Source organism: Streptomyces sp. SP18CS02 (assembly GCF_036322365.1).
In the GTDB taxonomy this organism is placed as follows: Bacteria; Actinomycetota; Actinomycetes; order Streptomycetales; family Streptomycetaceae; genus Streptomyces.
In genome coordinates this window covers 74,997-96,429 of sequence record NZ_JAQYXC010000269.1, presented here as the reverse complement: position 1 = coordinate 96,429, position 21,433 = coordinate 74,997, and the positions used below count along the sequence as shown (strand labels likewise).

Here is a 21,433-nt window from a genome sequence, read left to right as displayed (position 1 = left end):
GGAGCATGAATCGCGACGCGATGCACAGGTGTGAAGTATGGAGTGTGTGATCTACCGCAGTGATGGCAGTGCACGGACACGAGAAGAGGTGGAGGGCAGCGAGGAAGCGTTGAAGCGGCTGCGCGACGCGCCGGAGGGTACGTTTCTGTGGATCCGTCTGACCGATCCGTCGGCGCCGGAGGTCGAGGCGCTGGCGGGCGAGCTGGGCCTGCACCCCTTGGCGGTCGAGGACGCGGTCCAGGCGCACCAGCGTCCCAAGCGTGAGCGCTACGGCGATGTGCTGTCGGTGGCACTGAGAACGCTGTCGTACGTCGACGAGACCTCGCAGATCGAATCCGGCGAGGCCATGGTCTTCCTTGGTCCCGACTTCGCCCTCACCGTCTGCCACGGACGGGTGGACCCCGCGCTCGAAGCCGCCCGCCGGCTCGACCAGGACCCCGGCATGCCGGCATTGGGCCCGGTGGCGGTGCTCCATGCGCTCCTGGACGCGACCGTGGACACCTACACCGCCATCGCCGAGGAGGTGCGGGGGGATCTGACCGGTCTGGAGCGCCGGGTGTTCTCCTCGGCGCGGGAGGACGTGATCGAGGAGATCTACTCCCTCAAACGGGAGGTCCTGGAGTTCCGTGACGCGGTGCAGCCCCTCGTGCCGGTCGTCCAGGACTTCGCCGGCCCGCGTTCCGGCTGGCCCGAAGAAGCCCTGCCGTACTTCCGGGATGTCGCCGACCATGTGCACCGCACCGACACCGAGGTCCGGTCCCTGGACGAACTGCTCAACTCCGTTCTCGACGCGCACCTGGCCCGCGTAGGGACCTGGCAGAACGAGGACATGCGCACCATCTCGGCGTGGGCCGCCATCTTCGCCCTGCCCACCCTCATCGCGGGCCTCTACGGCATGAACTTCGCCCACATGCCCGAACTGGGGTGGACCTACGGCTACCCCCTCGCCGTCGCGGTGATGGTCGGCGCGTGCACCCTGCTCCACCGGAGCTTCCGCCGCAATGGATGGCTGTAGCTCCCACCACCCGAGGCGTTCCCGCTCGGCGGCCGCTTCCTCGTCCTCGGCCGGTACCGGGTACCGGCCCTGCCGGCCATGCGTGCCCCCCCGCGACCGGCCGCGTCACCCGCCGACCCCGCTCGGCCACCGGCGGGTGCGGAGGCCCCGTGCCGGCCTTGAGAGACGATCCCGAATGCCCGTCCCCGGAACCGCCGCCGACCCGCCGCCGTGCAGGTCAGTCCCCAGGAGGCCGACCGCGACCGTGGAGGCTCGTACGTCACCGCGCGCCGGTCCCGTTCGCACACCGACGATGTCGTGTGCTCCCAGGCACCGCTCCGCGCGCATGCGGCCCTCAACTCCGCTTACGCCTGATCGGGCGGCGGCCGGAACGTGGCCCGCCTCGGGCCGTACCCGCCCGTCATCCAGCCGCTGACCGGGCGCCAGGACGGACGGCACTGTCAAGAATGCCCTCGGACGGGTGCTGAGCCTCAACCCTGCTCGGGGCCGGTGTCGGCTGATCCGCGCCGGCACGGCGGCTGCGATCCGGGCGACCGAACCGTTGGGTTACGGGTTGGCGCTGTTGTCGACCGGGGCGAGGAACAGCCGTACGCATTCGGCGAAGGCGTCGGGCTGGTCGTGGTGAACGACATGCCCGGCGGGCAGTTCGATGAGACCGATCGATCGCTTCGCTGCCATTTCACGGGCGTGGGGGGCCGACAGTTCGTCGCTGCGCGTGCCCCGGATCAGCAGGGTCGGGCATCGAACGCTCAGCCAGTCGTGCCAATGGACACCGGACAGTGCTTGCTGGGACCGGACCGTGTCGGCCGCGTCGAAGGAGAACCCCCAGCCGTCTGCTCGCTCCCTGAAGGTCCGCTCCAGGTACGGCGCGGCCGCGCCCAGAGCCTCGACAAGCCCGTCCCGGGTCGCGAAGCGGTCGGGCAGGTTCTTCGCAAAGGTCAGGTCGATGTCGCAGACCGCTCCGATGTCCTCGACGATGAGTGCGGTGACGCGGTCGGGATGTCGGGCGGCGAATTGGTAGGCGTTCACTCCGCCCAGGGAATGACCGAGCAGCGCGACCTTTGCCAGCCCGAGGTGGTCGAGGAAGGCCGTGACGTCGCCGACATAGCTGCTGCGCTCGTAGTCGGTGGCCCGATCGGACCCACCATGCCCCCGCTGGTCGAGCGCGATCACACGCCATGAGGAGCCCAGCCGTTCGGCCAGCGGCGCGAAATCCGCGCCCTCGCTGAAATGCCCGTGCAGAGCGAGCAGAACCGGGCCCGGCCCGCCGAAATCGAGATACGAGAGTCTGCGCCCGTTCACCTCGAAGCTGCCCCGCACACGGTCGTCCATGGCCAGTGAGTCTATGTGATCACTTACTCGCGGTAGTTCCGAGGCGACCCCTCACAGTCACCGGACAACGTGGCCGTAGGTGGGGGAGGAAGTCGCACCGGCCGACGGTACGTGGCCATTCAAGCGCCGACCACCACGTCGACCACCAAACGGTGCACGTCTGTCCGTACTTGGCGGGACCCCAGGTGGATCGGGATGCCGATGGCATCACCGACTCCGACGAAATTCCGTCCACCACGGAGAAGATGGGGCGTGCCGCGCGCGACGAGACACATCCGCAGGCGTCGGCCGGCCGGCCGGACCCCTCCACGACGCCGGCCGCCCCGCCGCGCGGCGGCCAGAACGCCGTCGCCGCACGCCCGGCACGCGTGCTGGGCGGCGGGCTGCGTACAGCCGGTAGGAGACACCGTCGGTGGGCGGGCCGGTGGGATCGACCCGGAGCAGCTCGTCGTGGGTGCCCCGCTCCTGGCTGTACGGCTCGCCCTCGCAGTCACGGACGAGGCTCACAGCGCCCACCACCCGTTCGCCGTCCGCGGCGTGGAAACGGGTGAGCGGGCAGAACTCGAGCCGTTCCCGGGCGATGCGGATCCCGGTCTCCTCGGCGAGCCCGCGCGCCGAGCCTGCGTCGAAAGGCTCGTCGGCTTCGAGCCGGCCGCCGATGACGGTCAGCCGTGCGCCGATGCCGCCCCCTGTGGCGGGGCGCGCTGCCAAGGGCTGGCCGGGTCGCACGGCAGCTGACCATGGACGTCACCCGTATGGGCTGGATCAGATGGTTCGCCGCGCAGGTGCCACACAAGGATGGGCGTTGATGGGCATACGCCGCTGGCACCCGCTGAAGGAACGGTGCCTCGGCGAACTCGATGAACGGAGTCTCGCATGTACAGCAAGAGCGGGTACGAGGAGATGAGCGGCATCAGCCAGGGCGCTCAGATGGTGTCGAACTTGATCGGCAAGGTCCTGCGCACCGGGCGGAGTCCTTCGGGCGCGCAGCTGTCCGACAAGGAGCAGCTTGACTTCATCACAAACGTGGTGACGCACGTGGAAGAGAACGCGGGTCAGGACGAGGCGATCAAGACGTTCATCGAAAGCGTCGGTAAGGGGCTCCAGAAGCCGGGTGAGTTTGTGAACGACAACGCCGGCGGCGTTCTTGACGACAGCACGGTCAATCGGACGGGCGGCGGCAAGGTCGTGCCCGGACTGTAGTTCGCGTCACGAGCCGACGTGGCCTTCTGGCGTTCGGTCCGGAGGGCCACAGCTCCGCGGCGTCGCGCCCCACTCCAGTCGCTGTTGGCGCGCGACAGGCGGGACTTCACGAGCCACGAGAGCTCCGGAACTGCATCACCCCGGGCCAATGCACCGGAATCCGCTCACCCATGCCGGCCGGGGAGAGCTCGGCGTGCCGGCCCTGGTAGAACACTGACCTGTGGGCATCCAGGAGCGAGAACGCAAGATGTACCGGCCGCTGCGGCGGGCCGGCCTCGAGGTGATCCCGGACGCCGTGCCGGACGGCACGATGCCGTTGGTCTTCGGATACGGTCCCGAGGACATCGTCGGCCGCTTCTCCCACCGGTACGAGACCTCCCGGCTCGTCGAGCGTCTCAACGAGGACTGGTACGACCTGGCGGTTTCCTCGGGTCTTTTCGATCATCGGCGCGAGTTCCTCGTCCAGCTTCCCCAGGGCATCCGCACGCACGGCGCCTTTCTTCAGGACATGCACTGGGGCCGCCGTGCCGAACCGACGGCCTGGACCCGGGTCCGGCTCCTGGACCGCTGGGACATCATGGGCCGGGGTGCGGCATCAGCGTTCCTCGGCATCCGCGCGGGTCACCCGGGCTTCGGCATGATGGCGCTCGACAGCAGCGTGTACATCGGTTGCTCGACGGGCGAGATCGGCGTCGACGTGGTCGCGGTGCCCCACCCGGACCGCTCGGAGAACGTCCTGCGGGACCTGGAGTGGTTCGCGACGTGGGACTACCATCGTGCCGACCGCGAGTTGCAGGAGCGGATCGCCGTCTGGCTCGCGGGCCGCGCTCCACGTGCTGTCAGCCGTCCGGCCGATGACCACGCGGTCCCGGCGGCCGAGGACGGCAATGCAGTCGCTGGCCAGGTGACCATGTGACTACTCCCTTGCCGAGTCGTCGTCGACGGAGCACCAGTTGGCAGAGCACCAGGACGAGACGCCATGGCAGAGTCCGGCCTGTGGCTGTCGTCGGTGGGGTCGATCGGCGGGCCTCCACGGTGATCCCGGTCGCGGCGGCCGCCCCCGGCGTCGGTCACTGATCTTCGGCTGCCGGCGAGCGCGAAGCGCCGCATCGATCCGGCCGGCGATCGCCATCGGCGCGTTCTTCGGTCCCCCTCCTGATGTGGATCACCGGCCGCGCGTGTATCCGCCGACGACGCGCCTCACGAGTGCCGGCATACGTCAGCGCAGGTCGCACGAGCCGCCCCTAGGGATGGTCAGGCAAACGCTTCGAACGGCCCGCCGACGTTCTGACCAGGCAATTCAAGGTTCGCGCAAGGTCTGTCCCAGGCCGGAGTCCGAGGGTGTTCCACGGAAGCACAGAACCGGGTGACCAGGCCTCGCGCTGAACGGGCCACCGTCATCCGCACGTGCCCGGCAGGAAAGCGACCAAGCATCTCATCGAGGGGACCCACTATGCAGAAGCACCGCATCTACACCGCCATCGGAGCAATGGTCCTGAGCGGTCTGGCACTGACGCCTGAAGTGGCGAGTGCCTCGTCGAGTCGAACCGGACAGACCGTCGCCGCTCCGGCCGTCTCGCGAGCCAGTGCGACCGACGTTGGCGTGAAGGACTGGAACGGCGACTGCTACGAGATCAGCTTCACCACCACAGGCTTCACCGGCTGGTGTGACGGAACCGGACCGGAGAAGTACGGCACCTGGATCGCGTGCTCTGTCGGTGGCACCAAGTACAGCACGTACACCCGCGCCTACGGGGACCGCAGGGGCGTGTACGCCGGATGTACCTCCGGTAGGCGGGTGGCCTCCGGTTTCTGGGACGCCGGCTGACCCGAGGGCCGCTGGGGAGATCGCCCCGCTTCAGCGAGGCCGAGGCTCCGGTTCGGCCTGGCTGCCCTGTGCAGCTCCTCCGGCCGCGCAGGGCCTGGCCGGGCACCCTCATCGTCAGCCCCGTCATGCCCGGCGGCCCGAAGCAGACCGGGCGGGCGGAAGCCGACCACTGGCTGGGTCTGGGCGCCTACCTGATCGCCTTCGGCCGCGGCTTCCTCGCCAACCCCGACCTGGTCGAACGCCTGCGCTCGGGCCTGCCCCTCGCGCCCGCCGACGGGAACACCTTCTGCCAAGGCGGCGACGCCGGCTACATCACCTACGCGACGTACCAGCACACGGCCTGACCGCCACCCCCGCAGGCAACGGAGGAGGGCTCCCCGCGCGGACCGTGATGCGCCAGGACCGGGCCTGGGCGGTGAGGTGGTGGGTCAGGGGCAGCCGTTATGACGAGCGGTTGCTCGCGAAGAAGAACACCGGGCGGTTCTCAGGAGAGCGGCCAGTTCCGCAGGCTGGCGTCGGCCAACGCCTGGAGTTCATCGCGGCCGACGCCGCTCGCGGCTTGCACGGCGATGCCGAATGCCAAGGTGGTGATGACTGTTCGCGAACGCCTCCGTCGCCGCGTTCGCGACCCTGGAACAGGTCACCGAACAGCACGTCGACGCCCTCTTCGGCATCAACGTCCGGGGCACGCTGTTCACCGTCCAGAAGGCACTGCCACTGCTCAATGACGGCGCCTCGGTGATCTTGAACGGCTCCACCAATGTGGACGTCGACGCGGAGGCGTTCGGCGTGTACGCGGCGTCCAAGGCCGCCACCCGATCGTTCGCCCGCACCTGGGCCAACGAACTCAAGGGACGCGGCATCCGGGTCAACACCGTCACGCCCGGTCCGACCGATACCCCTGGTCCGTCGGGACTCGCTCCCGACCCGGAGCAGGCCGCCGGCCTCAGGCGGCACCTGGCTACGCAGGTGCCGCTGGGCCGGCTCGGGCACCCGGAGGAGATCGCCGCCGCCGTGGCCTTCCTCGCCTCCGAGCAGAGCAGCTTCATCACCGGATCGAGCCTGTACGTCGACGGCGGCCTGAACCAGATCTGAGGTCCATGGCCGCGTATCCGGCGAGGACGGCGGCGCCGGCCGGCCGGGATCACACGACGGCCGGCCGTGCCGCAGCGGCGCGAAAGCGACGTGGCGCACCAGCGGTTCCCTGCCGCCCGCGCCGGACCGCTCCTGGCCGGACCGGTGCGCTTGCGTCGTCGCACACGTCCCGATCCCTGGCTCTGACCGTGGCCGGCGACCATGGGCCGAAGGGCGGGGCCCTGGTCGCCGAAGGCGTGGGCGTACCACTCCCGTGCGCTCCTCGCGGATCTCGCTGTACCGGGTCTGCACAGGCGAGCGAGGTATCGCCGAGAGCGACCGGTGCGTCCGATCCGGTGATGCTCTCGACCGGGGACAACGCGGCGCGGGGCGGTGCCAGGTGTCGCGAGCCCGGCAAGATCGGCGCGACACCCCCCCCAGGGCCGGAATGAGCGGGGGAACCTCCTGGCGGCTCAGGGCGTCTGATCACGAGAAAGCGATCATGGGGCGTGCACGGGGGTAGTGGGTATGGCGATCACACTGGCCGAGGATATCATGCTGCTGTCCCTGGACGATGAGTCCGGGTCGGCGAAGCAGCGGCAGGCCGCCGGGTGGGCGGTTTCGGGAGGGATCCTGCTCGAACTGGTTCTGGCCGGGCGGGTGTCCGTTGCAGGCAAGTACCTCGAACTGACGGACACGATGCCGACCGGGGACCAGTTGCTCGACAGCCGGACGGCACTGATCGCGACGTGGCTGCGCGGTCGCAGGAAGCGACGGGTGACGGAGTGGCTGACGAAGGACCAGGCCAAGGCCGTCGGTGCGGCTCTGGAGAGCTTGTGCAGGCGCGGAGTGGTCGTGGAGGAGAAGCACAAGGCACTCGGCGTGTTCCCGATACGGCGCTATCCCGAGGCCGATGGCGCCATCGAGGCCGAGTTGCGGGAACGGCTCCGCGCCGTCGTACTGGGCGGCGTCGAGCCGGACGCACGGACGGCGGGCCTGATCGCGCTGATCCACGCCGCCAAGCTGCACCGCCTGGCCTTTCCCGACAGCCCGCGCAAGGAAGTGGCCGCGAGGATGGGGGAGGTGGCCGCCGGGCAATGGGCGGCCGAGAGCGTCCGTGCCGCCATCCGTGACATGCAGGCGGCGATGGTCGCGATCACGGTGGTCACGGCCGCCACGGCCGGGAGTTAGACCATCGTTCGTATGCCTCGCGGTCGAAGACGGGTGGTCCGCCGCCCCGGTCACCTCGCCGTGGGCGGTGGGCCCTCGGCGTCGCCCTTCGCGCGGTGATCGGGTCCTGCGGCCGGGAGAACCAGGCCGGCGGCGCGTGGGAGGAGCGAGGAAGGGGCACGGTGGCGACGGACGGGGAGCTTCGCGCGTCACAGCCCCCAGCCGCCACCACCGGGCACGCCCGGCAGGACCCGGTGGGTCACCGCCCCCATCGGAAGTCCATGCCGCAGTCGAGGATTCAGGCCGATCGTGCGGGGTCGCCCGGCGGCCCGACTCGCACGCGCAGTGAGCCGACGGCGGCCTCGGAGCGTTCCAGGGCCTGCGACGCGGTGTCCGCCAGGGCGATCACCTCGCCGAGGTAGGAGGAGTCGTTCTGCAGCCCCTCCAGTCGGGCCCCGTCCGGGGCAAGCCGAGCGACATGGTGGACTCCGTCCAGGGCGGTCGCCTCGTCCCAGCCGTCGATGCCCAGCAAGGTGCCGCTCTCGCGGGTGGTGAGGAAGCGTATGGCAGCGGCGCGGGAGTAGACCGGCGTCCGGTCGGGGCGGGGCAGCTGCGGCGCGGTGGCGATGTCCTCTCCCGCGATCTGGCGCAGCCACAGCCGCACGATGTCGAGGCCCGTGGCGAGAAGGATCAGTTCGGGGATCCGGTTGCCGGAGGCACGCAGATGGGTCTCCACGATCACCGGTCCGTCCGGGCCCAGGATGACGTCCGTGTTGGTCAGCCCCGATTCCACCCCCAGGGCGTCCAGCGCGGCCCGGACGTGGCCGGTGACGGTGCGGACGGCGGCATCCGGCAGCCGGGCCGGTGTGACATGGGCGAGATCCGCCTGGGTCCCGGGGTCCACCACGGTCTCGCTCACCGCGAAGACGTGGTGCTCGCCCTGGTGCGTCAACGCGTCGACGCACAGCACCAAGCCGTCGACGAAGCGTTCCGCCAGCAGGGGCGAGGGCGCGATACGCGGGCCGGAGGCGCTGACGGAGCGCTGGAACGCACGGTCGATGTCCGAGGGGTGCCGCACCAGGGATATCCCGATGCTGCCCCGCGCACGGGAGGGTTTGAGGATCAGTGGCGGGCCCGCCTCGTGGAAGAACTCCCGCAGTTCCGCGACGGAATCGACAGGCCGGTACGGCAGCGACTCGATCCCGGCGGACCGCAGCCGGGCACGCGTCTCCCGTTTGTCGTTCACGGCACGCACCGTGTCCGGGGAGCTGAAGGGAAGACGGAGGCGGTGCGCGACGGCGGCCGCCTTGTCCTGGTCCACTTCGCTGAACGAGGCGATGCGGTCGATCGGCCAGAGCCGGTCGATCGCCTTCGCGGCGGCACACCAGTCGTCCGCCCGGGCGTCGTCGGACAGGACGACGACCGCGTGGTGGTGCTCGACCCCCCGCACCGAACCGAGCGTGCCCGCCCGGCAGAGGACGGCGGTGGTGATGTCGGGGGAGAGGTCTCGGAGCAACTGCTGGAAATGCAGGCCGCCACCTACGATCAGGATGCGTGGCATGTGCTGTCCCTCTCCTCGGCCGGTGAAAGCGTGCCCCCCGCCTCGGGCTCCCCGGTGGCACGGATGACGAAGTCGACGCGACCGGCGGCGATCAGAGTGTCGGCCTCGTCGCGGGACATCCGGGGAGCGAGGAGACCGACGGGTTTTCCGGACGCCTCCCGCCGGCTCAGAGCGGCGCGGGTGGCCAGGACGCGGGGACCCGGGCCGGCCGGCACCGCGAGGAAATCCCACCGGGCGGTGTCCGGACCCGGCCCGGGACGGGCCGTGCCCGTGAGCCGCAGCCCGAGCGGCAGGCGCCGGCCCGGCCGCCGCAGTGCTCCGTTCTCCATGAGTTCCTCGCCATCGGCCAGCAGTGCCACCGGTACCCCGGATCCCGTACCGGTGTCCTGCGCGGTGTCCACCAGTGTGGTCACCCCGCGGGGCAGCCCCGGCTCCTGCCGTTCGGCGAGAATCCGGCCGGTCGGTGACAGGCCGTCCGAAAGCCGCAGGGGCAGGGCGGAGGGACGTTCCGCCGCACCGTCGGTCCCGGCCGCGAGGCGGCGCATGACCTCCCGGACGAAGCCCGGGTCGCGCCGGAGCAAGCCGGCGTAGGAGGTGATGTCGCGCCGGGTTCGCAGGGCGAACATGAGCAGGTACGGGTCCGCGGCGGCAGCGTGGCCGATTCCGGCGAACCATTCCTCACTCGCCTCCGCGTCGAGCCGGATGCCGCCCAGCGCCTCCGCTCGCTCGCTCTGGTAACCGCGCAGCGCCTGGTCGAGGGAGGGTGCGCCGGCGAGGTGCCTCGCCAGTGCCTCGGCGTCCTCGATGGCCAGCGCGGTGCCGGAGCCGATGGAGAAGTGAGTCGTGTGCGCGGCGTCCCCCGCCAGCACCGTACGGCCGGCCGACCAGTGCTCGTTGCTCACGGTCCGGAAACGCCGGAAGCCACGGCGCGGGACGTCGAACCGGAGATCGGGCACCTCGGACCGGAACAGGGCCGTCAGCCGGTCGGCGAGTTGTGGGCCCGCGCTCGGCCACAGCCCTGTGGCGCGGAGCAGCTCCTCCGGTCCCTCGACCACCATGGTGTGCCGGCCGGGCCCGAAGGGATAGGTGTGGCCGACCAGCTGACCGCTTCCGGCCGGGACGAGGAGGAATCCGGGGCGTACCAGCGCCGAGCGGACCGAGGCCCACAGATAGCCCGTCCGTGACGGGCGTATCCGGGTCCCCAGCCGGCCGGCGAGGGCCTGGCGGAAGGTGCTCCCGGCCCCGTCCGCCGCGACGACCAGGTCGGCGGCCACCGTCTCCTCCCGGCGTAGTCGGCGGCCTTCCCGGACCGTGACGCCCGCCGAGCGGACGCGTTCGCGCAGGATCGCCCGCAGGCGCCCCCGCGCGAGGCCATGGATGTGGTGTCCTCCCGCCGACACCTCGCGGCCGCCGGTACGGACGGTCACCCGGTCCCAGGAACACGCCGTGGCCCTGATGTCGTCGCCGGTGCCGGGGACCGTCCGGTCCAGGAAGCTGACGAAGGACGACTCCAGGACGATGCCGAGCCCCTCCTCCGACGGCTGGTCGTCGAAGAGCTCCACGTCCACCTCGCCGTTCATGAGGTCCCGGAACCGGCGGGCGGCCCAGAGCCCGGCCGCACCACCTCCCACGACCGTGACCCGCATCCGGCGCGTCATGACGCGTGCTCCGGCGGACGGCGCTCCAGGATGCCCAGCTCCGCCAGACGCCCTCCCGCGGCGCGGGCCTGCCGCTCGGTGACGCCGGTGAAGGACAGCCGGACCTGGTGGGCGGAGGCACCGAAGGCCGTGCCGGGGGAGACCTTGACGCCGACGGCGGCCAGTGCCCGGGCGAACGCCGCACCGGTCCATCCCGGTGGGCGGTCCAGCAGGAGATGCGGCGATCCGGAGGCTTCCGCGTCGGCCGGCCCGGCCTCGTCGGCAAAGGCCCGGACGGCTCGGAGAGCGTCTCCCCGGATCCGCGCAGCCGCCTCGTCGTAGTGGGGATCGGCGAGGAATCCGCCCCAGGCCCGCTGCCAGATCGCGGAAGGCGCCCAGGCGGCGAGGTCGGTCACCGCCCGGGTGGCGAAACCGTTACCGATGGCGAACCCGATCCGGGCGCCGATGCCCCATGTCTTGTGCAGACCGCCGACCAGGTCGAGTCCGTCCGGGAGGTCGTCCGGGGGCCCGATGGCGTAGGTCCGGTTGACGACCACGGTGGTGTCCGGCCGGGAACCGAGCCGGGCCAGCGTCCGGTACTGCTCCCGGGTCAGTGTGCGTCCGTCCGGATTGCGGCAGGGGGAGGTGGCCCACACCAGGACGGTGCCGCCGGCGTCCCGGGTCCGGTCGACGGCGGGCGGCTCGTCCCAGGTCCAGCGGCTCAGTGCGGCGCCGGCAACGGTCAGCGCCGGCACCAGCCCTTCGAAGGTGGGTCGTTCGAGGTGGACGTGGTGGGCGGTACGCCCGTAGATCAGGGCCGCCGAGCGCACCCCCGCGGTCACGCACACCTCGTCGGGGCGGCGGCCGTGACGCGCGGCGAGTTGTTCCCGCAGCAGCGGGTCCCCGAACTTCGCGGGTTCCGACCAGAGACGCGGCTCCGAGGCGGCCTTGGCGAGGTGGTCGTGGAACCGGGTCATGACGTCGGCCGGCAGGCGGGGGGCCGCTCCGGAGAGGTCGATGACGTCCGGGCTCATGCCTGGCTCTCCGTGGCCAGCAACTCTGATGCCAACCCCACCGATTCCGGGCTCACCTCGCCCCAGACCGTCGGTACGAAGACGTGATCGGCCAGGGTCACGGCCACCGCGGATCCGCGGGTGTGCCGGGTGATGCCGTCGGCCAGTTCCTCGCCGGCGGTGGGGCCGCCGGCCGCATCCGCTCCCGCGGGGGCCGGCCAGCTCTCCGGCGGCACCAACCGCCAGCACACGTCGGGCCTGCGCCAGCGGCGCTCCATCCGGGCCGACGGCTTCCCCGGGCGGACGGACAGATCGGCGCCGTAGTAGCGGTAGGAGGAGCCTGCCACCCGCAGAGCGCCGAGTACGGAGTCTCCGTCGAGCCGGCTGAGACGGTAGGCGAACCGTCCCGCCAGCAGGGCCCGGTTCCTGCCCTCGGGAGGCACCAGAGTGAGCGGCCCGGCCGTCGCCCTGGCCAGCAGCGCGGCGGTGCCGTCCGGTCCGCCCAGAGTTCTCAGGGCGGCGACCGTCCCGCGTATCTGATCCAGAATCGGCTCGCAACCGAACGCCCGGCAGGTTTCCGCCAGAGACGCGGCATCGATGTCTCCGCCGGCCGTCAGGGCGGCGAAGTCGTTGAGGTCCTTCAAGGACAGGAAACCGTCGTTGGCCGCGTGTGCGACCAGGATGACCGCCAGCGTCACGGGATCGCACAGGCGGCTGGGCACCTCGAGCGCCGTGCCCTCGGCATGGCCGAGGCCGTAGACCCTCCCGTTGGGGCCGACGGAATAGGGGCCGACGTGCAGGTCGATGCGGGCGACGGGGTCGCGGTTGTCCGGTGTGACCAGGGACAACTGCCCGTAGAGCGTTCCCTTGTCCCACTTCACCCAGGGGAACTCGGTGACGTCCCAGACCCAGCCCCGCTCCGTCGCCCGTCGGCAGAACGCGACCACCGCCGGCCAGTCCGGGCTGTGCAGATCCACGTCGCCCATGTGCCGGGAGAGCGGCTCGTCGTAGTGCGAGGCGAGGGCCAGCCCCTTCATGACCGCGAGCCCGTGGTCCTGTGCGTCCCGCAGCGCCTCCCGCATCGGGGCCATGGCCTGGTCGCGCCAGGCGTCGTCCTCGCCGACCGCGGTGCCCAGCCGCTCCCGCAGCGGTTCGAGGACGGCCGGGGCGGGGACACCGTCCCCGGCGGCCCACTCGGACAGGCGCCGGTGAGCCTCCCGGATCACCTTGCCGCGCCACAGGAGGTCATGGAGGCCGTCTCCCGACGGCGTCGTCGGCTCCGAGGCGAGAACGGCCCGCGCGACTCCGCTATCGACGCTCCGTGAGGCCAGGAGAGCGGTCCACAGCCACAGTTGACGCATCTCGGGCTCCTTTCCGGTTGGCTGCGTGTGGTGGATGGAAATGCTGAGAGGTTTCCAGCACCGCGCGCTCCCACGCGTCGAGGCCGACGCCGAGCGTGCCCAGCAGCAGTTCCATGGAATCGATGTCGATGGGCTCACCGGCCGTGGTGAAGTCGTGGCGGAGCAGACGGGCGAACGGGGCCGCCCGCTCGGGGTCCGCGGATTCCTCCAGCGCGGTCAGTACCCCGGCGAGCCGCGGCTCCTCGGCCGGCCCGGCCGAGGAGGCCTCCAGCAGCCGGGCCGCCGTCTCGGGGTCCAGTACGCAACCCACGGTGGCGATGAGCCGTCCGTGCACCGCCCGGACCACCTCCCGGTGGCCTCGGCGCTCCGGCACCGCGGGGGTGAGCAGCTCCAGCAGCGAGTCCAGATGACGGCCGTCCAGCCAGGCGTTGCCGGGGGCCAGGATCGCGGACTCGCGTCGTGAGTCGGTGCCGCTGTCGGCGATGTGCAGCAGACTGAGCACCGTGTTCAGGGCGCACAGGCCGTGCCGGATACTGCCGGGCTGGGCGGGGGCGGGTGGCGCCGCGCCCTTGAGCCGGGCGGCGTCGGAGTCCCGCTGGCCGATGGGCCGGGACCGGGTGTCCACAAGAGTGAGTGCCAAGGAGGGGCCCAGGTCGAACAGGGCGTGCAGGGCGCGTGCCCGGAACACCTGTCCACGCCCGGTTATCTGGGCTCCGGTCATGCTGTCCACCTGGTCGTGCGAGGGCGCGATGACCCTGCACCGGCCGACCGTGAAACCGCCGGCCTCCAGCCGGTCGACGATGGCGCGCGCCACGCCCCGGGCGATGGCGTCAGGGGTGATCATGGCGAACAGCGCGGTGTCCCAGTCGGGTGTCGAAAGGCCCGTCATGTGACGATCTCCTTCTCGTCCCGCAGGCGTTCGTCGTCCGGGACGCCCACCATCCACAGGGGCGCGGCCACCACGAGCGCCGCCGCCAGGAACAGCACCGGGCGGATGCCGAACGCCGAGGCCAGCGCTCCGCCGGCCAGCGTCGTCAGGGGCAGGACGCCGAAGTTCACGGTGCGTGCCACCGAGATCACTTTGGCGAGGAGATGCTCGGGCGTCACCGACTGCCGCCACGACATGCACGTCACGGCGATGACGGTGAGGCACGCCATCCCGACGCACTCGGCGAGACACACCATCGCCAGCCGGACCGCGGCCGGCCCGGTGGCGAGCGGCACCAGGACCGACGCACCGCCGGCGACCACCAGACCGACGCCGATCGCGCGCTTCGGTGAGATCTCCTGGGGCAGCCGGGCCACGCCGAACCCGGCCACGACGCCGCCCACGGCGCCGCAGGACAGTACGAGCCCCAGTGACCAGGCCGGCAGCCCGAGCTCGTTGATCAGCCACAGCGGGAGCAGGCTGACCACCGACACCGTCGCGGCATTGGACGTCGCGGCCACAGCGATGACCGCGCGTTGCCGGGGGTCCCTGCGGACCTGCCGCAGACCGGCTGCCAGGTCGCCCCGGAGGCCGTTGACGGTGCGGGGGGCCACGGATCGGGTGCGGGGACGCAGCCGGACCCGAAGGATCAGCAAGGAGGAGACGAGGTAGGAGACCGCGTCGGCGATCACAGCGAGCGGGGCGCCGAACGTCTGGACCAGTGCCGAGCCGGCCGGAGGTCCGGCCGCCGTGGACGCGCTCCGGGTGGTCTCCAACCGCCCGTTGGCGGCCCGCAACTGCTCACGCTCGACCAAGCGGGGCAGCGCCGACTGGTAGGAGAGGTCGAAGAAGAGGGTGAACAGGCCCAGCAGGAACGCCACCGCGCACAGCAGCGGGACGGAGACCGCGTCGGCCAGGTGGGCGAGGGGAACGGCGAGGAGGACGGCAGCCCGCAGCAGGTCGGTGACGATCATGACGAGGCGCTGGTCCATGGTGTCCACCAGGACCCCGGCCACCAGGCCGAACAAGAGCGACGGCAGATACTCGGCCGCCGCGACCGCGGCCACCTCGAACGGTCCGCTGCCGAGCGTGACCACCGCGACCAGGGGAAGGGCGACCAGTGAGATCTGCGAGCCGACCTGGGAAACCCCCTGCCCCCACCACAGGGCCGTGAAGCTTCTGTTGCCGCCGAGACGCGGCGGCACGACGGCGGGTTGTTCTCCGGTCACGTCAATGGCCTCCCCTGGGTGTCGAACCTCTCTCCGCGTTCCAGTGCCGCGCCACGGGATGCCGCCATGAGATCACCGGCCGCGATCAGCATGATGCCGACGAGTTCGGAGAAGAGCGGCTCCGGCGCACCGGCCTTCCGGCCCGCCTCGGTGAAGAGATCGATCCAGCGGCGCCGGTGGCTGTGGCCGATCAGGAAGGTGGAGTGGGCGCGCAGCAGCCGGCTGCTCCATGCCTGTCCCAGGTCGCCGGCACCGTACATCCGGTGGAAGTGGGCGGCCAGGCGGCGGGCGTGCACGTCCCACCGGCCGTCGAACAGCGGGCCGAGAAGATCGTCCTCGGCGACCAGGTCGTAGAACGTGCGGCACAGTCGCTCGAAGAACGGACGCCCCCCGATGTTCTCGTACCACTCGATGACTCCGTCCCGTACCTCCTGGGGGTCGCCGGTCGCGAGTACGAGATCCTTGGCCTCCGCCGAGATGTGTATCTGTCGCTCCTGTCCGCTCATAGAGCGCTGTCCTCTCCGGGTACGGTGGCTGCCGCCCAGAGCATGCTGGTCCGGCAGCCACGTGATGTCTTGGCCTGCCAGGACCCGAGCCCGTAGCCGACCGCGGTGATGCCCAGCGTGGGGGCGGTTCGGGCCGGTGCGTAGAAGAGCGTGGCGAAGTAACCCAGCCTGGCCTGCGGACGGCGGTAGTCGCTGCCGGTCAGCAGCGCCGTCCAGTGGTCACCGTCGCGGACGAAGAGGCCGAAGCTCATCAGCCGCCCCGCGTGCTCGGTCGCGAAGGTGGTCAGCGCTCCCGGGCCGAAAGTGTCCCGCACACGTCCGAAGAAGGCGCGTTCCTTGGCGGCGTCCGGGGTGCCGCCGTACTTGGCGACCAGTTGGCAGCGCAGCCGGATCAGTTCGTCGAGGTGGTCCTCGGCGTGGATCTGACGCACTGTCGTCCCCGCCTCGGCGAGGGCGCGTAGCTCCCGCCGTACGCCGACCCGGCGTTTGCTCGGCAGCGTCGCCAGATAGCCGTCGAAGTCCCGCCAGGTGATGTCGAGGAAACACTCGCGTGCCAGTGGCAGCATCCGGGCCCCCGCACCCCGCAGGGCGGTCAGCAGATGCCCGGGCTCCTCACAGGCGTACAGCACGGCGACGGAGCGGATCCCCCGCGCTCGGCGCCAGCGGCCGATCCCGTCGAGGAGCGCGGACACGGCAGCGGGCCCCGAGGGAGACCCCAGCACGGAGAGCCGGTAGTTGGGCATGGTGAGGACCAGGGCCGGGTGCACGGCCGTCGGCGGCAGTGCCGCCCAGGGCCACGGGCCGTCGGCGGCCAGGCCGAGGGACGCGGTGCCGCCGGAGAGCATGGTGTAGGCGTCCGCGCGGGGGCGCTCGCCCGGGGCTTCGGCCACGGCGCCCAGCAGGCGGAGCCCGCCTCGCTCGAAGACCAGCGGCGGTCCCGGCAGCCGGTCCAGGGCCAGCTGCGTCCAGGAACGGCGCAGGATCGACTGGCCGGGGGGGGACCCCGTGATCCCAGTCGTCGGGTATCCCGTCGCTCACCCTCAGCCCGTCTGCCGGGGGCCGGACGGATGCGGACCGGTTCACGGGCCCGTCCGCCCGATGAAGGCGAGCAGTCGCTGTTCGCGTAACCCGAACCGCACCTTCACCTCCGTATTCCGCCGACCGCCGACGAGACGATCACAGCCGGTGGCGATCGCCTCGCGGACGGCGGCGGTGAGCAGCAGCGTATGGACGCTGAACGGCAGATCTCCGGTACGGAATCCGGCCGTCGTGGTGTGCAGTGCCGACCCGTCGCGCACCACGGCTCCGACGCCGTACACGGTGTCCTGGCCGCGTGCCACGAGCAGCAGCGTGTGATCGGCGGTCTCGCGGAGGAAGCCGGAGAGCCGCCCGGGAGTGAGGAATCCCCGGCCGCCGGCGCGCTCGGCGGTGCCGACCATCAGGCCGACCGCCGTCTCCAGCAGCTCCCCCTCGGGGCGGCGGATGACCACGTCGACCCCGTTCTCGGCGGCACGGCGCAGATGACGCCGTACCTGGCCACGTGTGCGGTAGGACAGCAGCGCGAGGTAGGACTCGAAGTCGCGCACCCCACGGAGGTCGAGTTCGTGCAGGCTGTCGATCGGGGTGCCGGGACCGAAGGCCCGGGTGAGCGCAGGCACGGCCGGGTCGTCGGCCGGAACGTTGACCAGCCCGTGGCGTGGCGCCCGGCTGCGGCGTGCCGCGCCGGCCAGTCCGCGGCGCAGCGCCTCGGCTGCCGCGTCCAGGGCGCTGGGCGTCCGGTCGACGGCGGCCAGGGTGGAGTGGTACGCCTGCCAGCAGCCGCTGACCAGGCAGAGGCCGTCGCCGCCGAGGACTCCCAGGGGATCGCCCTGCAGATAGGCCGGGGCGATGGCCTCGACTCCGCCGCCGGGGCGGTGGAACATCAGGTGATGGACGCTCCGGTACGGCTGTGTGGGATGCCTGCGGTAGGCGTTCAGGTACCAGGAGCGGTAGAAGAAGGGCGCCTGGGCGGACTCGGCGCAGCGGTCCCAGGCTTCGCGGGGCCCGCCGGTCAGCTCCGGCACATCCTCGACGACCAGCGGGGCGGGAAGGTGCCGACGGGTTCTCATGTCCTGGAGTGCTTCCCGGGAGCGGCCGGGAACGGGAAGAACCCGTTGTCCTCCAGGAAGTCGAGTGAGCGCCGCAGTTTGGCGGTACCCGCGTCGAATCCCACCCCCGCCATCACGACGGGCGCGTGCGCCGTGCCGCGGAGGCACGCGTCCAGGGTGGGCCAGTCCACGGTGCCTTCCCCGAGCGCCAGGTCCTCGTCGGCCGCCCCCGAGTTGTCCCCGTACTGGACGTAGGGCGTCAGGGAACCGGCCGTCTCCCACCAGGAGCGAAGGCCGCCTGAGCCGTGGACGCGCTGGTGAGCCACGTCGAGACAGAGCGCGACGGAGGGCGAGGAGACCGCACGTACCAGCCGTACCAGCAGCCGGGGGTCGGCATCCCACATGTTCTCCATCACCAGGGTGATGCCGGCGGCTCGCAGACGGGGCTCCAGACCGGAGAGGAACTCCGCGTTCCGCTGGAGCCAGATCTCGTCGTAGTCGTGCTCCCTGATCAGCGGCAGATGGTTGCTGTGCAGCAGCAGAAACCGGGCTCCGGCTCGTTCGCAAAAGTCCAGACTCTCCCGTACACGCCGCTCGGAAACCTCTCGTATCGCGGGATCAGGGCTGTGCAAAACGATGTCCAGGAACGGCCCGTGCACGGCCTGGACAGCGGACGGCGGCACCCAGCGATGTATTTCCTCAAGGTACGCGTCAAGGTTGTCCAGGTGGTCCGGATATGAGGGCTCGATGAGCTCGAAACCTGCTCCGATTTCCTTGGAAAACTTGGCGTACTCGGCAATCCGCGCAATGCGTGGCTGTACCAGGAGAGTCGATTCCACCCTGCCCCCAACAGTCAGGTTGGCGTTCTTCCTTATCGGTCGACTAGCCGTCAGGGACGGTAACAGCGCGGTCCGGCGGGGTCAACGGGCACTTGCCGGGCGCATCACCGACGGATTTATTCCGGCCTGTCCGTCGAGGGCATGGGGAGACACGGGGCCTTGACAGGGCTTCAAACTGCCATGCACGCTCACAAAGGCCGAGCAGCGGATTCTTCCCGCGCTTTGGCGCGACGGGCGCTGACTTGCTGGTTGTGCGCGATTCCAGCCACGGCAGTCGAATCTGTGCTGCCGGTCGGACGCCCCTGCACCACCCTGGTGAAAACAGTCGGACCTGGCTCATCCGGAGCCCATGGATTCGATTGCCCACAGATCCATAGAGGGGGTGAATACATGGAAAAGACCCTGTACGTCGTCTACAGCGACAGCCTGGCCGTCGAAGCGGAATTCGACGTTCTCGGTGCCGCCGAGGTCGGTGTGCTCGGCGCTCACGCGCCGTTCGTCACCGAATCCGGCGTCGAGACCGTTGCCTGCTGCAGCTCCGGCGTGGCGATGGGCTGACGGCACCGACCGGGCGGCGGGGCCTGCCGGCCCCGTCGCCCACCCACGACCGACATCCGCACACCTCGACGGGGGCAGCCATGCGCGTCCGCCTGCAGACCAATCACGGCGAGTACCTGCTCGCCGACGACACCGCGAAGACTCTGGGAGCGCTGCTCCGCCAGTTCGGCATCCCCTTGAGCGCCGTCTGGACCTACCGGACCACTCCGCTGGGCGACGGCCGCCGGCAAGCCGATTTCCTTCCCTCGACGACCACCGGGGACGGCGAGGAAGAGGTCATCGCCCGCATCTCCCGGAACATCAACATCCCGGGTCTGCTGGGCCATGAGACGACCAGCGTCCGCCCCGTGGAGAACGCCTCGTCGGAGTGGACGTTCCCCAGCCCCGACGGAGGGGCGTTCCAGCGCGTGGTCGCGCAGATGACCGCCGAGGAGTGCCTGGCCTTCGTCAAGCAGAGCGTCGCCCGGACCCTGGAGGCGTGGCCGCAGGACGTCCCGCACGGCGTGGTGGTGGGGACCTCGGGAGGGGGCGACTCCAACGCCCTGCTCTCGGCGATGATCGAAAGCGGCCGGTTCGAACCCTCCCAGGTGCGTCCCGTCATGATGCTCGGCATCCCGGACTGGGACACCCAGGTGGACAACGCACGCCAGCTGTGCGGTTCCCTCGGCACCGAGCTGCGTGTGGTGGACGAGGCGGAAGCGGCCGACCTCTGCGGCATACGCGGCATCGCCGACGCCCGCGACCACTTCCTGGAACTCTTCCCCGACGCGGACCTGGAGTTCCTGGGAACCTGGCTGCTGCGCCGGGTGCTGTCCGCGTGCGCCCGGCAGGCCGGTGTCCAGGCCGTCGCGCTGGGAGCCAACCGCGAGGACATCGTCGCCGAGCACCTGTCCCGGCTGGTCCGCGGGCTGATGCCGCTGCCCGCGCCCTACCGGCGCATCGGCGACGTGCTGTTCACCTACCCGATGTGGCAGGTGCCCAAGAAGATCGGCGACGGCGTCTATCCCAGCTTCAGCCTGGAGAACTACGAAGCCCGCAACGCCAGCTTCAGCCCCGGACGCAGTGTCTTCTACTACTTCAGCTACTGGATGTCCGAGCTGCTGCCCGGCCTGGACGTCTCCTTCCTCGACGGGGCATCCCGGCTGGCGGAGCGCGAGCAGTCCATCGTGTGGGACGACTCGCTCGACGACTACGTCTCCTCCGGCGGGATCGCGGAGGACACGCGCAAGCGCTGGGGACGGTTCCTCGATGCTGTCCGGCTCTGACGGGCGGGCGTCACCCGCCCTGCGGTTCGGGCTGGCCGGCGGGGAGTACGACGCCGGCCGCCCGTCCTACCCGCCGGCCGCCGTCGCCTGGGCCGTGGGCGCAGGCCGGCCCCGCGTCGTCGATGTGGGGGCCGGTACGGGCAAACTGACCCGCGCGCTGCTGGAGTCGGGTGCGGAGGTGGTGGCCGTGGAACCGGACCCCACGATGCGGAGCCGGTGTACCGAGTCGCTGCCCGGAGTGCCGGTCAGGGCCGGGACCGCCGAGTCGCTGCCGCTCCCGGACCGGTCGGTGGACGTGGTGGCGGTCGGCCACGCCTATCACTGGTTCGACCGCACCGCGGCCCTGCGCGAGTTCGCGCGGGTCCTGCGGCCGGCCGGGAGGCTGGTCCTGATGTGGAATCTGCGGACCGAACTCCACGGCTGGGAAGCGGAGTTCACCCGGCTCATCGCGGGCCAGGACAGCGTCCGGCGCAACCCGCTGTCCGGCATGGGCGAGATCGGGCCGCCGTTCTCGCCCTTCGAGGAGAAGGACGTGCCGCACACCCAGCAGCTGACGCCCGATCAGCTCGTGGCCCTGGCGGCGTCCCGCTCCCACGTGATCGGACTGCCGCCGGCGGAACGCGCGGACGTGCTGCGCGGCGTGCGCGCCGTCGCCCGCTCGGCGGCCCGCGACGGGACGGTCACCCTGCACTACGTCACGCGCTGCTGGCGCTCATGTGTCGCACCGCCGTGAAGACGCATGAGGGGGATCTTCACCGTCTTCGGTGAGATGGCATGGGGCATCGACGAACTCGCCGCCGCCCCGCCATCCACGGCCCGATACTTTC

Annotated in this window: 19 protein-coding genes and 2 pseudogenes; 10 read left to right on the top strand and 11 right to left on the bottom strand. The window is 71.0% G+C overall.

Features of this window, described 5'->3' with window-relative positions:
• The first annotated feature begins 37 nt into the window (after positions 1-37).
• Positions 38-1,015 (top strand): magnesium and cobalt transport protein CorA, encoded by a 978-nt coding sequence (locus tag PUR26_RS09795; protein ID WP_329871202.1) that lies wholly within the window; start codon positions 38-40, stop codon positions 1,013-1,015.
• Between the two features lie 546 nt (positions 1,016-1,561).
• On the opposite strand, the gene PUR26_RS09790 is transcribed toward PUR26_RS09795, so the two are convergent.
• The gene (locus PUR26_RS09790; protein ID WP_329871200.1) at positions 1,562-2,347 is read right to left on the bottom strand and encodes an alpha/beta fold hydrolase; all 786 of its coding nucleotides are present in this window, start codon (positions 2,345-2,347) and stop codon (positions 1,562-1,564) included.
• An 876-nt stretch (positions 2,348-3,223) separates the two neighbouring features.
• Between PUR26_RS09790 and PUR26_RS09785 the strand changes: the two genes are divergently transcribed.
• The 6 genes and pseudogenes from PUR26_RS09785 (at position 3,224) to PUR26_RS09755 (ending at position 7,643) form a co-directional block, all read left to right on the top strand.
• Positions 3,224-3,550 (top strand): hypothetical protein, encoded by a 327-nt coding sequence (locus tag PUR26_RS09785; protein ID WP_329871198.1) that lies wholly within the window; start codon positions 3,224-3,226, stop codon positions 3,548-3,550.
• 220 nt (positions 3,551-3,770) lie between these two features.
• Positions 3,771-4,466: a hypothetical protein gene (locus PUR26_RS09780; protein WP_329871196.1), complete on the top strand. Its 696-nt coding sequence runs from the start codon at positions 3,771-3,773 to the stop codon at positions 4,464-4,466.
• A gap of 537 nt (positions 4,467-5,003) precedes the next feature.
• Positions 5,004-5,378 carry a hypothetical protein gene (locus tag PUR26_RS09775; RefSeq protein WP_329871194.1) on the top strand — a complete coding sequence of 125 codons (375 nt, stop codon included), beginning with the start codon at positions 5,004-5,006 and terminating at the stop codon, positions 5,376-5,378.
• A gap of 74 nt (positions 5,379-5,452) precedes the next feature.
• Positions 5,453-5,722: pseudogene (locus tag PUR26_RS09770) on the top strand (alkene reductase); the annotation flags it as partial.
• 250 nt (positions 5,723-5,972) lie between these two features.
• Positions 5,973-6,473: pseudogene (locus tag PUR26_RS09760) on the top strand (SDR family oxidoreductase); the annotation flags it as partial.
• 507 nt (positions 6,474-6,980) lie between these two features.
• Entirely contained in the window at positions 6,981-7,643 is a 663-nt protein-coding gene (locus PUR26_RS09755) for a GOLPH3/VPS74 family protein (RefSeq protein WP_329871192.1), read from the top strand.
• A gap of 277 nt (positions 7,644-7,920) precedes the next feature.
• Here the strand turns inward: PUR26_RS09755 and PUR26_RS09750 are convergent, their stop codons facing one another.
• The 10 genes from PUR26_RS09750 to PUR26_RS09705 form a co-directional block, all read right to left on the bottom strand.
• Positions 7,921-9,183, bottom strand: a complete 1,263-nt coding sequence (locus PUR26_RS09750; protein ID WP_329871190.1) for an ATP-grasp domain-containing protein — start codon at positions 9,181-9,183, stop codon at positions 7,921-7,923.
• Positions 9,168-10,841 (bottom strand): FAD-dependent monooxygenase, encoded by a 1,674-nt coding sequence (locus PUR26_RS09745; RefSeq protein WP_329871188.1) that lies wholly within the window; start codon positions 10,839-10,841, stop codon positions 9,168-9,170. The genes PUR26_RS09750 and PUR26_RS09745 overlap by 16 nt, the downstream gene beginning before the upstream one ends.
• The gene (locus PUR26_RS09740; protein ID WP_329871186.1) at positions 10,838-11,854 is read right to left on the bottom strand and encodes a pyridoxal phosphate-dependent aminotransferase; all 1,017 of its coding nucleotides are present in this window, start codon (positions 11,852-11,854) and stop codon (positions 10,838-10,840) included. The genes PUR26_RS09745 and PUR26_RS09740 overlap by 4 nt, the downstream gene beginning before the upstream one ends.
• Entirely contained in the window at positions 11,851-13,194 is a 1,344-nt protein-coding gene (locus tag PUR26_RS09735; protein ID WP_329871185.1) for a nucleotidyltransferase family protein, read from the bottom strand. Before PUR26_RS09735 ends, PUR26_RS09740 begins: the two co-directional genes overlap by 4 nt.
• A complete protein-coding gene (locus tag PUR26_RS09730; protein ID WP_329871183.1) occupies positions 13,142-14,083 on the bottom strand; it encodes a nucleoside-diphosphate kinase in 942 nt (313 codons plus the stop codon). Before PUR26_RS09730 ends, PUR26_RS09735 begins: the two co-directional genes overlap by 53 nt.
• Complete coding sequence (locus PUR26_RS09725; protein WP_329871181.1) at positions 14,080-15,351, bottom strand: MFS transporter; 1,272 nt, start codon at positions 15,349-15,351, stop codon at positions 14,080-14,082. Before PUR26_RS09725 ends, PUR26_RS09730 begins: the two co-directional genes overlap by 4 nt.
• A complete protein-coding gene (locus tag PUR26_RS09720; RefSeq protein ID WP_329871179.1) occupies positions 15,348-15,857 on the bottom strand; it encodes a truncated hemoglobin in 510 nt (169 codons plus the stop codon). The genes PUR26_RS09725 and PUR26_RS09720 overlap by 4 nt, the downstream gene beginning before the upstream one ends.
• Positions 15,854-16,747, bottom strand: a complete 894-nt coding sequence (locus PUR26_RS09715; RefSeq protein WP_329871177.1) for a GNAT family N-acetyltransferase — start codon at positions 16,745-16,747, stop codon at positions 15,854-15,856. The genes PUR26_RS09720 and PUR26_RS09715 overlap by 4 nt, the downstream gene beginning before the upstream one ends.
• Before the next feature lie 189 nt (positions 16,748-16,936).
• Positions 16,937-17,965, bottom strand: a complete 1,029-nt coding sequence (locus tag PUR26_RS09710; protein ID WP_329871175.1) for a GNAT family N-acetyltransferase — start codon at positions 17,963-17,965, stop codon at positions 16,937-16,939.
• Entirely contained in the window at positions 17,962-18,783 is an 822-nt protein-coding gene (locus PUR26_RS09705; protein WP_329871173.1) for a sugar phosphate isomerase/epimerase family protein, read from the bottom strand. Before PUR26_RS09705 ends, PUR26_RS09710 begins: the two co-directional genes overlap by 4 nt.
• A 390-nt stretch (positions 18,784-19,173) precedes the next feature.
• Here PUR26_RS09705 and PUR26_RS09700 point away from each other — a divergent pair, with 390 nt between their 5' ends.
• The 3 genes from PUR26_RS09700 to PUR26_RS09690 all read left to right on the top strand — a co-directional run bounded on the left by PUR26_RS09700 (position 19,174) and on the right by PUR26_RS09690 (position 21,339).
• Positions 19,174-19,341 (top strand): hypothetical protein, encoded by a 168-nt coding sequence (locus PUR26_RS09700; RefSeq protein ID WP_329871171.1) that lies wholly within the window; start codon positions 19,174-19,176, stop codon positions 19,339-19,341.
• An 80-nt stretch (positions 19,342-19,421) separates the two neighbouring features.
• Positions 19,422-20,606 (top strand): hypothetical protein, encoded by a 1,185-nt coding sequence (locus PUR26_RS09695; protein WP_329871169.1) that lies wholly within the window; start codon positions 19,422-19,424, stop codon positions 20,604-20,606.
• Positions 20,590-21,339, top strand: coding sequence for a class I SAM-dependent methyltransferase (locus PUR26_RS09690; RefSeq protein ID WP_329871166.1), 750 nt, complete (start codon positions 20,590-20,592; stop codon positions 21,337-21,339). The genes PUR26_RS09695 and PUR26_RS09690 overlap by 17 nt, the downstream gene beginning before the upstream one ends.
• Positions 21,340-21,433: the final 94 nt, after the last annotated feature.

Bases quoted from the DNA above. Each gene is read 5' to 3' on its own strand.
- PUR26_RS09795 (WP_329871202.1), top strand. From the start codon at position 38: ATGGAGTGTGTGATCTACCGCAGTGATGGCAGTGCACGGACACGAGAA.
- PUR26_RS09735 (WP_329871185.1), bottom strand. From the start codon at position 13,194: ATGCGTCAACTGTGGCTGTGGACCGCTCTCCTGGCCTCACGGAGCGTC.
- PUR26_RS09710 (WP_329871175.1), bottom strand. From the start codon at position 17,965: ATGAGAACCCGTCGGCACCTTCCCGCCCCGCTGGTCGTCGAGGATGTG.
- PUR26_RS09775 (WP_329871194.1), top strand. From the start codon at position 5,004: ATGCAGAAGCACCGCATCTACACCGCCATCGGAGCAATGGTCCTGAGC.
- PUR26_RS09785 (WP_329871198.1), top strand. From the start codon at position 3,224: ATGTACAGCAAGAGCGGGTACGAGGAGATGAGCGGCATCAGCCAGGGC.
- PUR26_RS09695 (WP_329871169.1), top strand. From the start codon at position 19,422: ATGCGCGTCCGCCTGCAGACCAATCACGGCGAGTACCTGCTCGCCGAC.
- PUR26_RS09720 (WP_329871179.1), bottom strand. From the start codon at position 15,857: ATGAGCGGACAGGAGCGACAGATACACATCTCGGCGGAGGCCAAGGAT.
- PUR26_RS09690 (WP_329871166.1), top strand. From the start codon at position 20,590: ATGCTGTCCGGCTCTGACGGGCGGGCGTCACCCGCCCTGCGGTTCGGG.
- PUR26_RS09745 (WP_329871188.1), bottom strand. From the start codon at position 10,841: ATGACGCGCCGGATGCGGGTCACGGTCGTGGGAGGTGGTGCGGCCGGG.
- PUR26_RS09790 (WP_329871200.1), bottom strand. From the start codon at position 2,347: ATGGACGACCGTGTGCGGGGCAGCTTCGAGGTGAACGGGCGCAGACTC.
- PUR26_RS09700 (WP_329871171.1), top strand. From the start codon at position 19,174: ATGGAAAAGACCCTGTACGTCGTCTACAGCGACAGCCTGGCCGTCGAA.
- PUR26_RS09750 (WP_329871190.1), bottom strand. From the start codon at position 9,183: ATGCCACGCATCCTGATCGTAGGTGGCGGCCTGCATTTCCAGCAGTTG.
- PUR26_RS09740 (WP_329871186.1), bottom strand. From the start codon at position 11,854: ATGAGCCCGGACGTCATCGACCTCTCCGGAGCGGCCCCCCGCCTGCCG.
- PUR26_RS09755 (WP_329871192.1), top strand. From the start codon at position 6,981: ATGGCGATCACACTGGCCGAGGATATCATGCTGCTGTCCCTGGACGAT.
- PUR26_RS09730 (WP_329871183.1), bottom strand. From the start codon at position 14,083: ATGACGGGCCTTTCGACACCCGACTGGGACACCGCGCTGTTCGCCATG.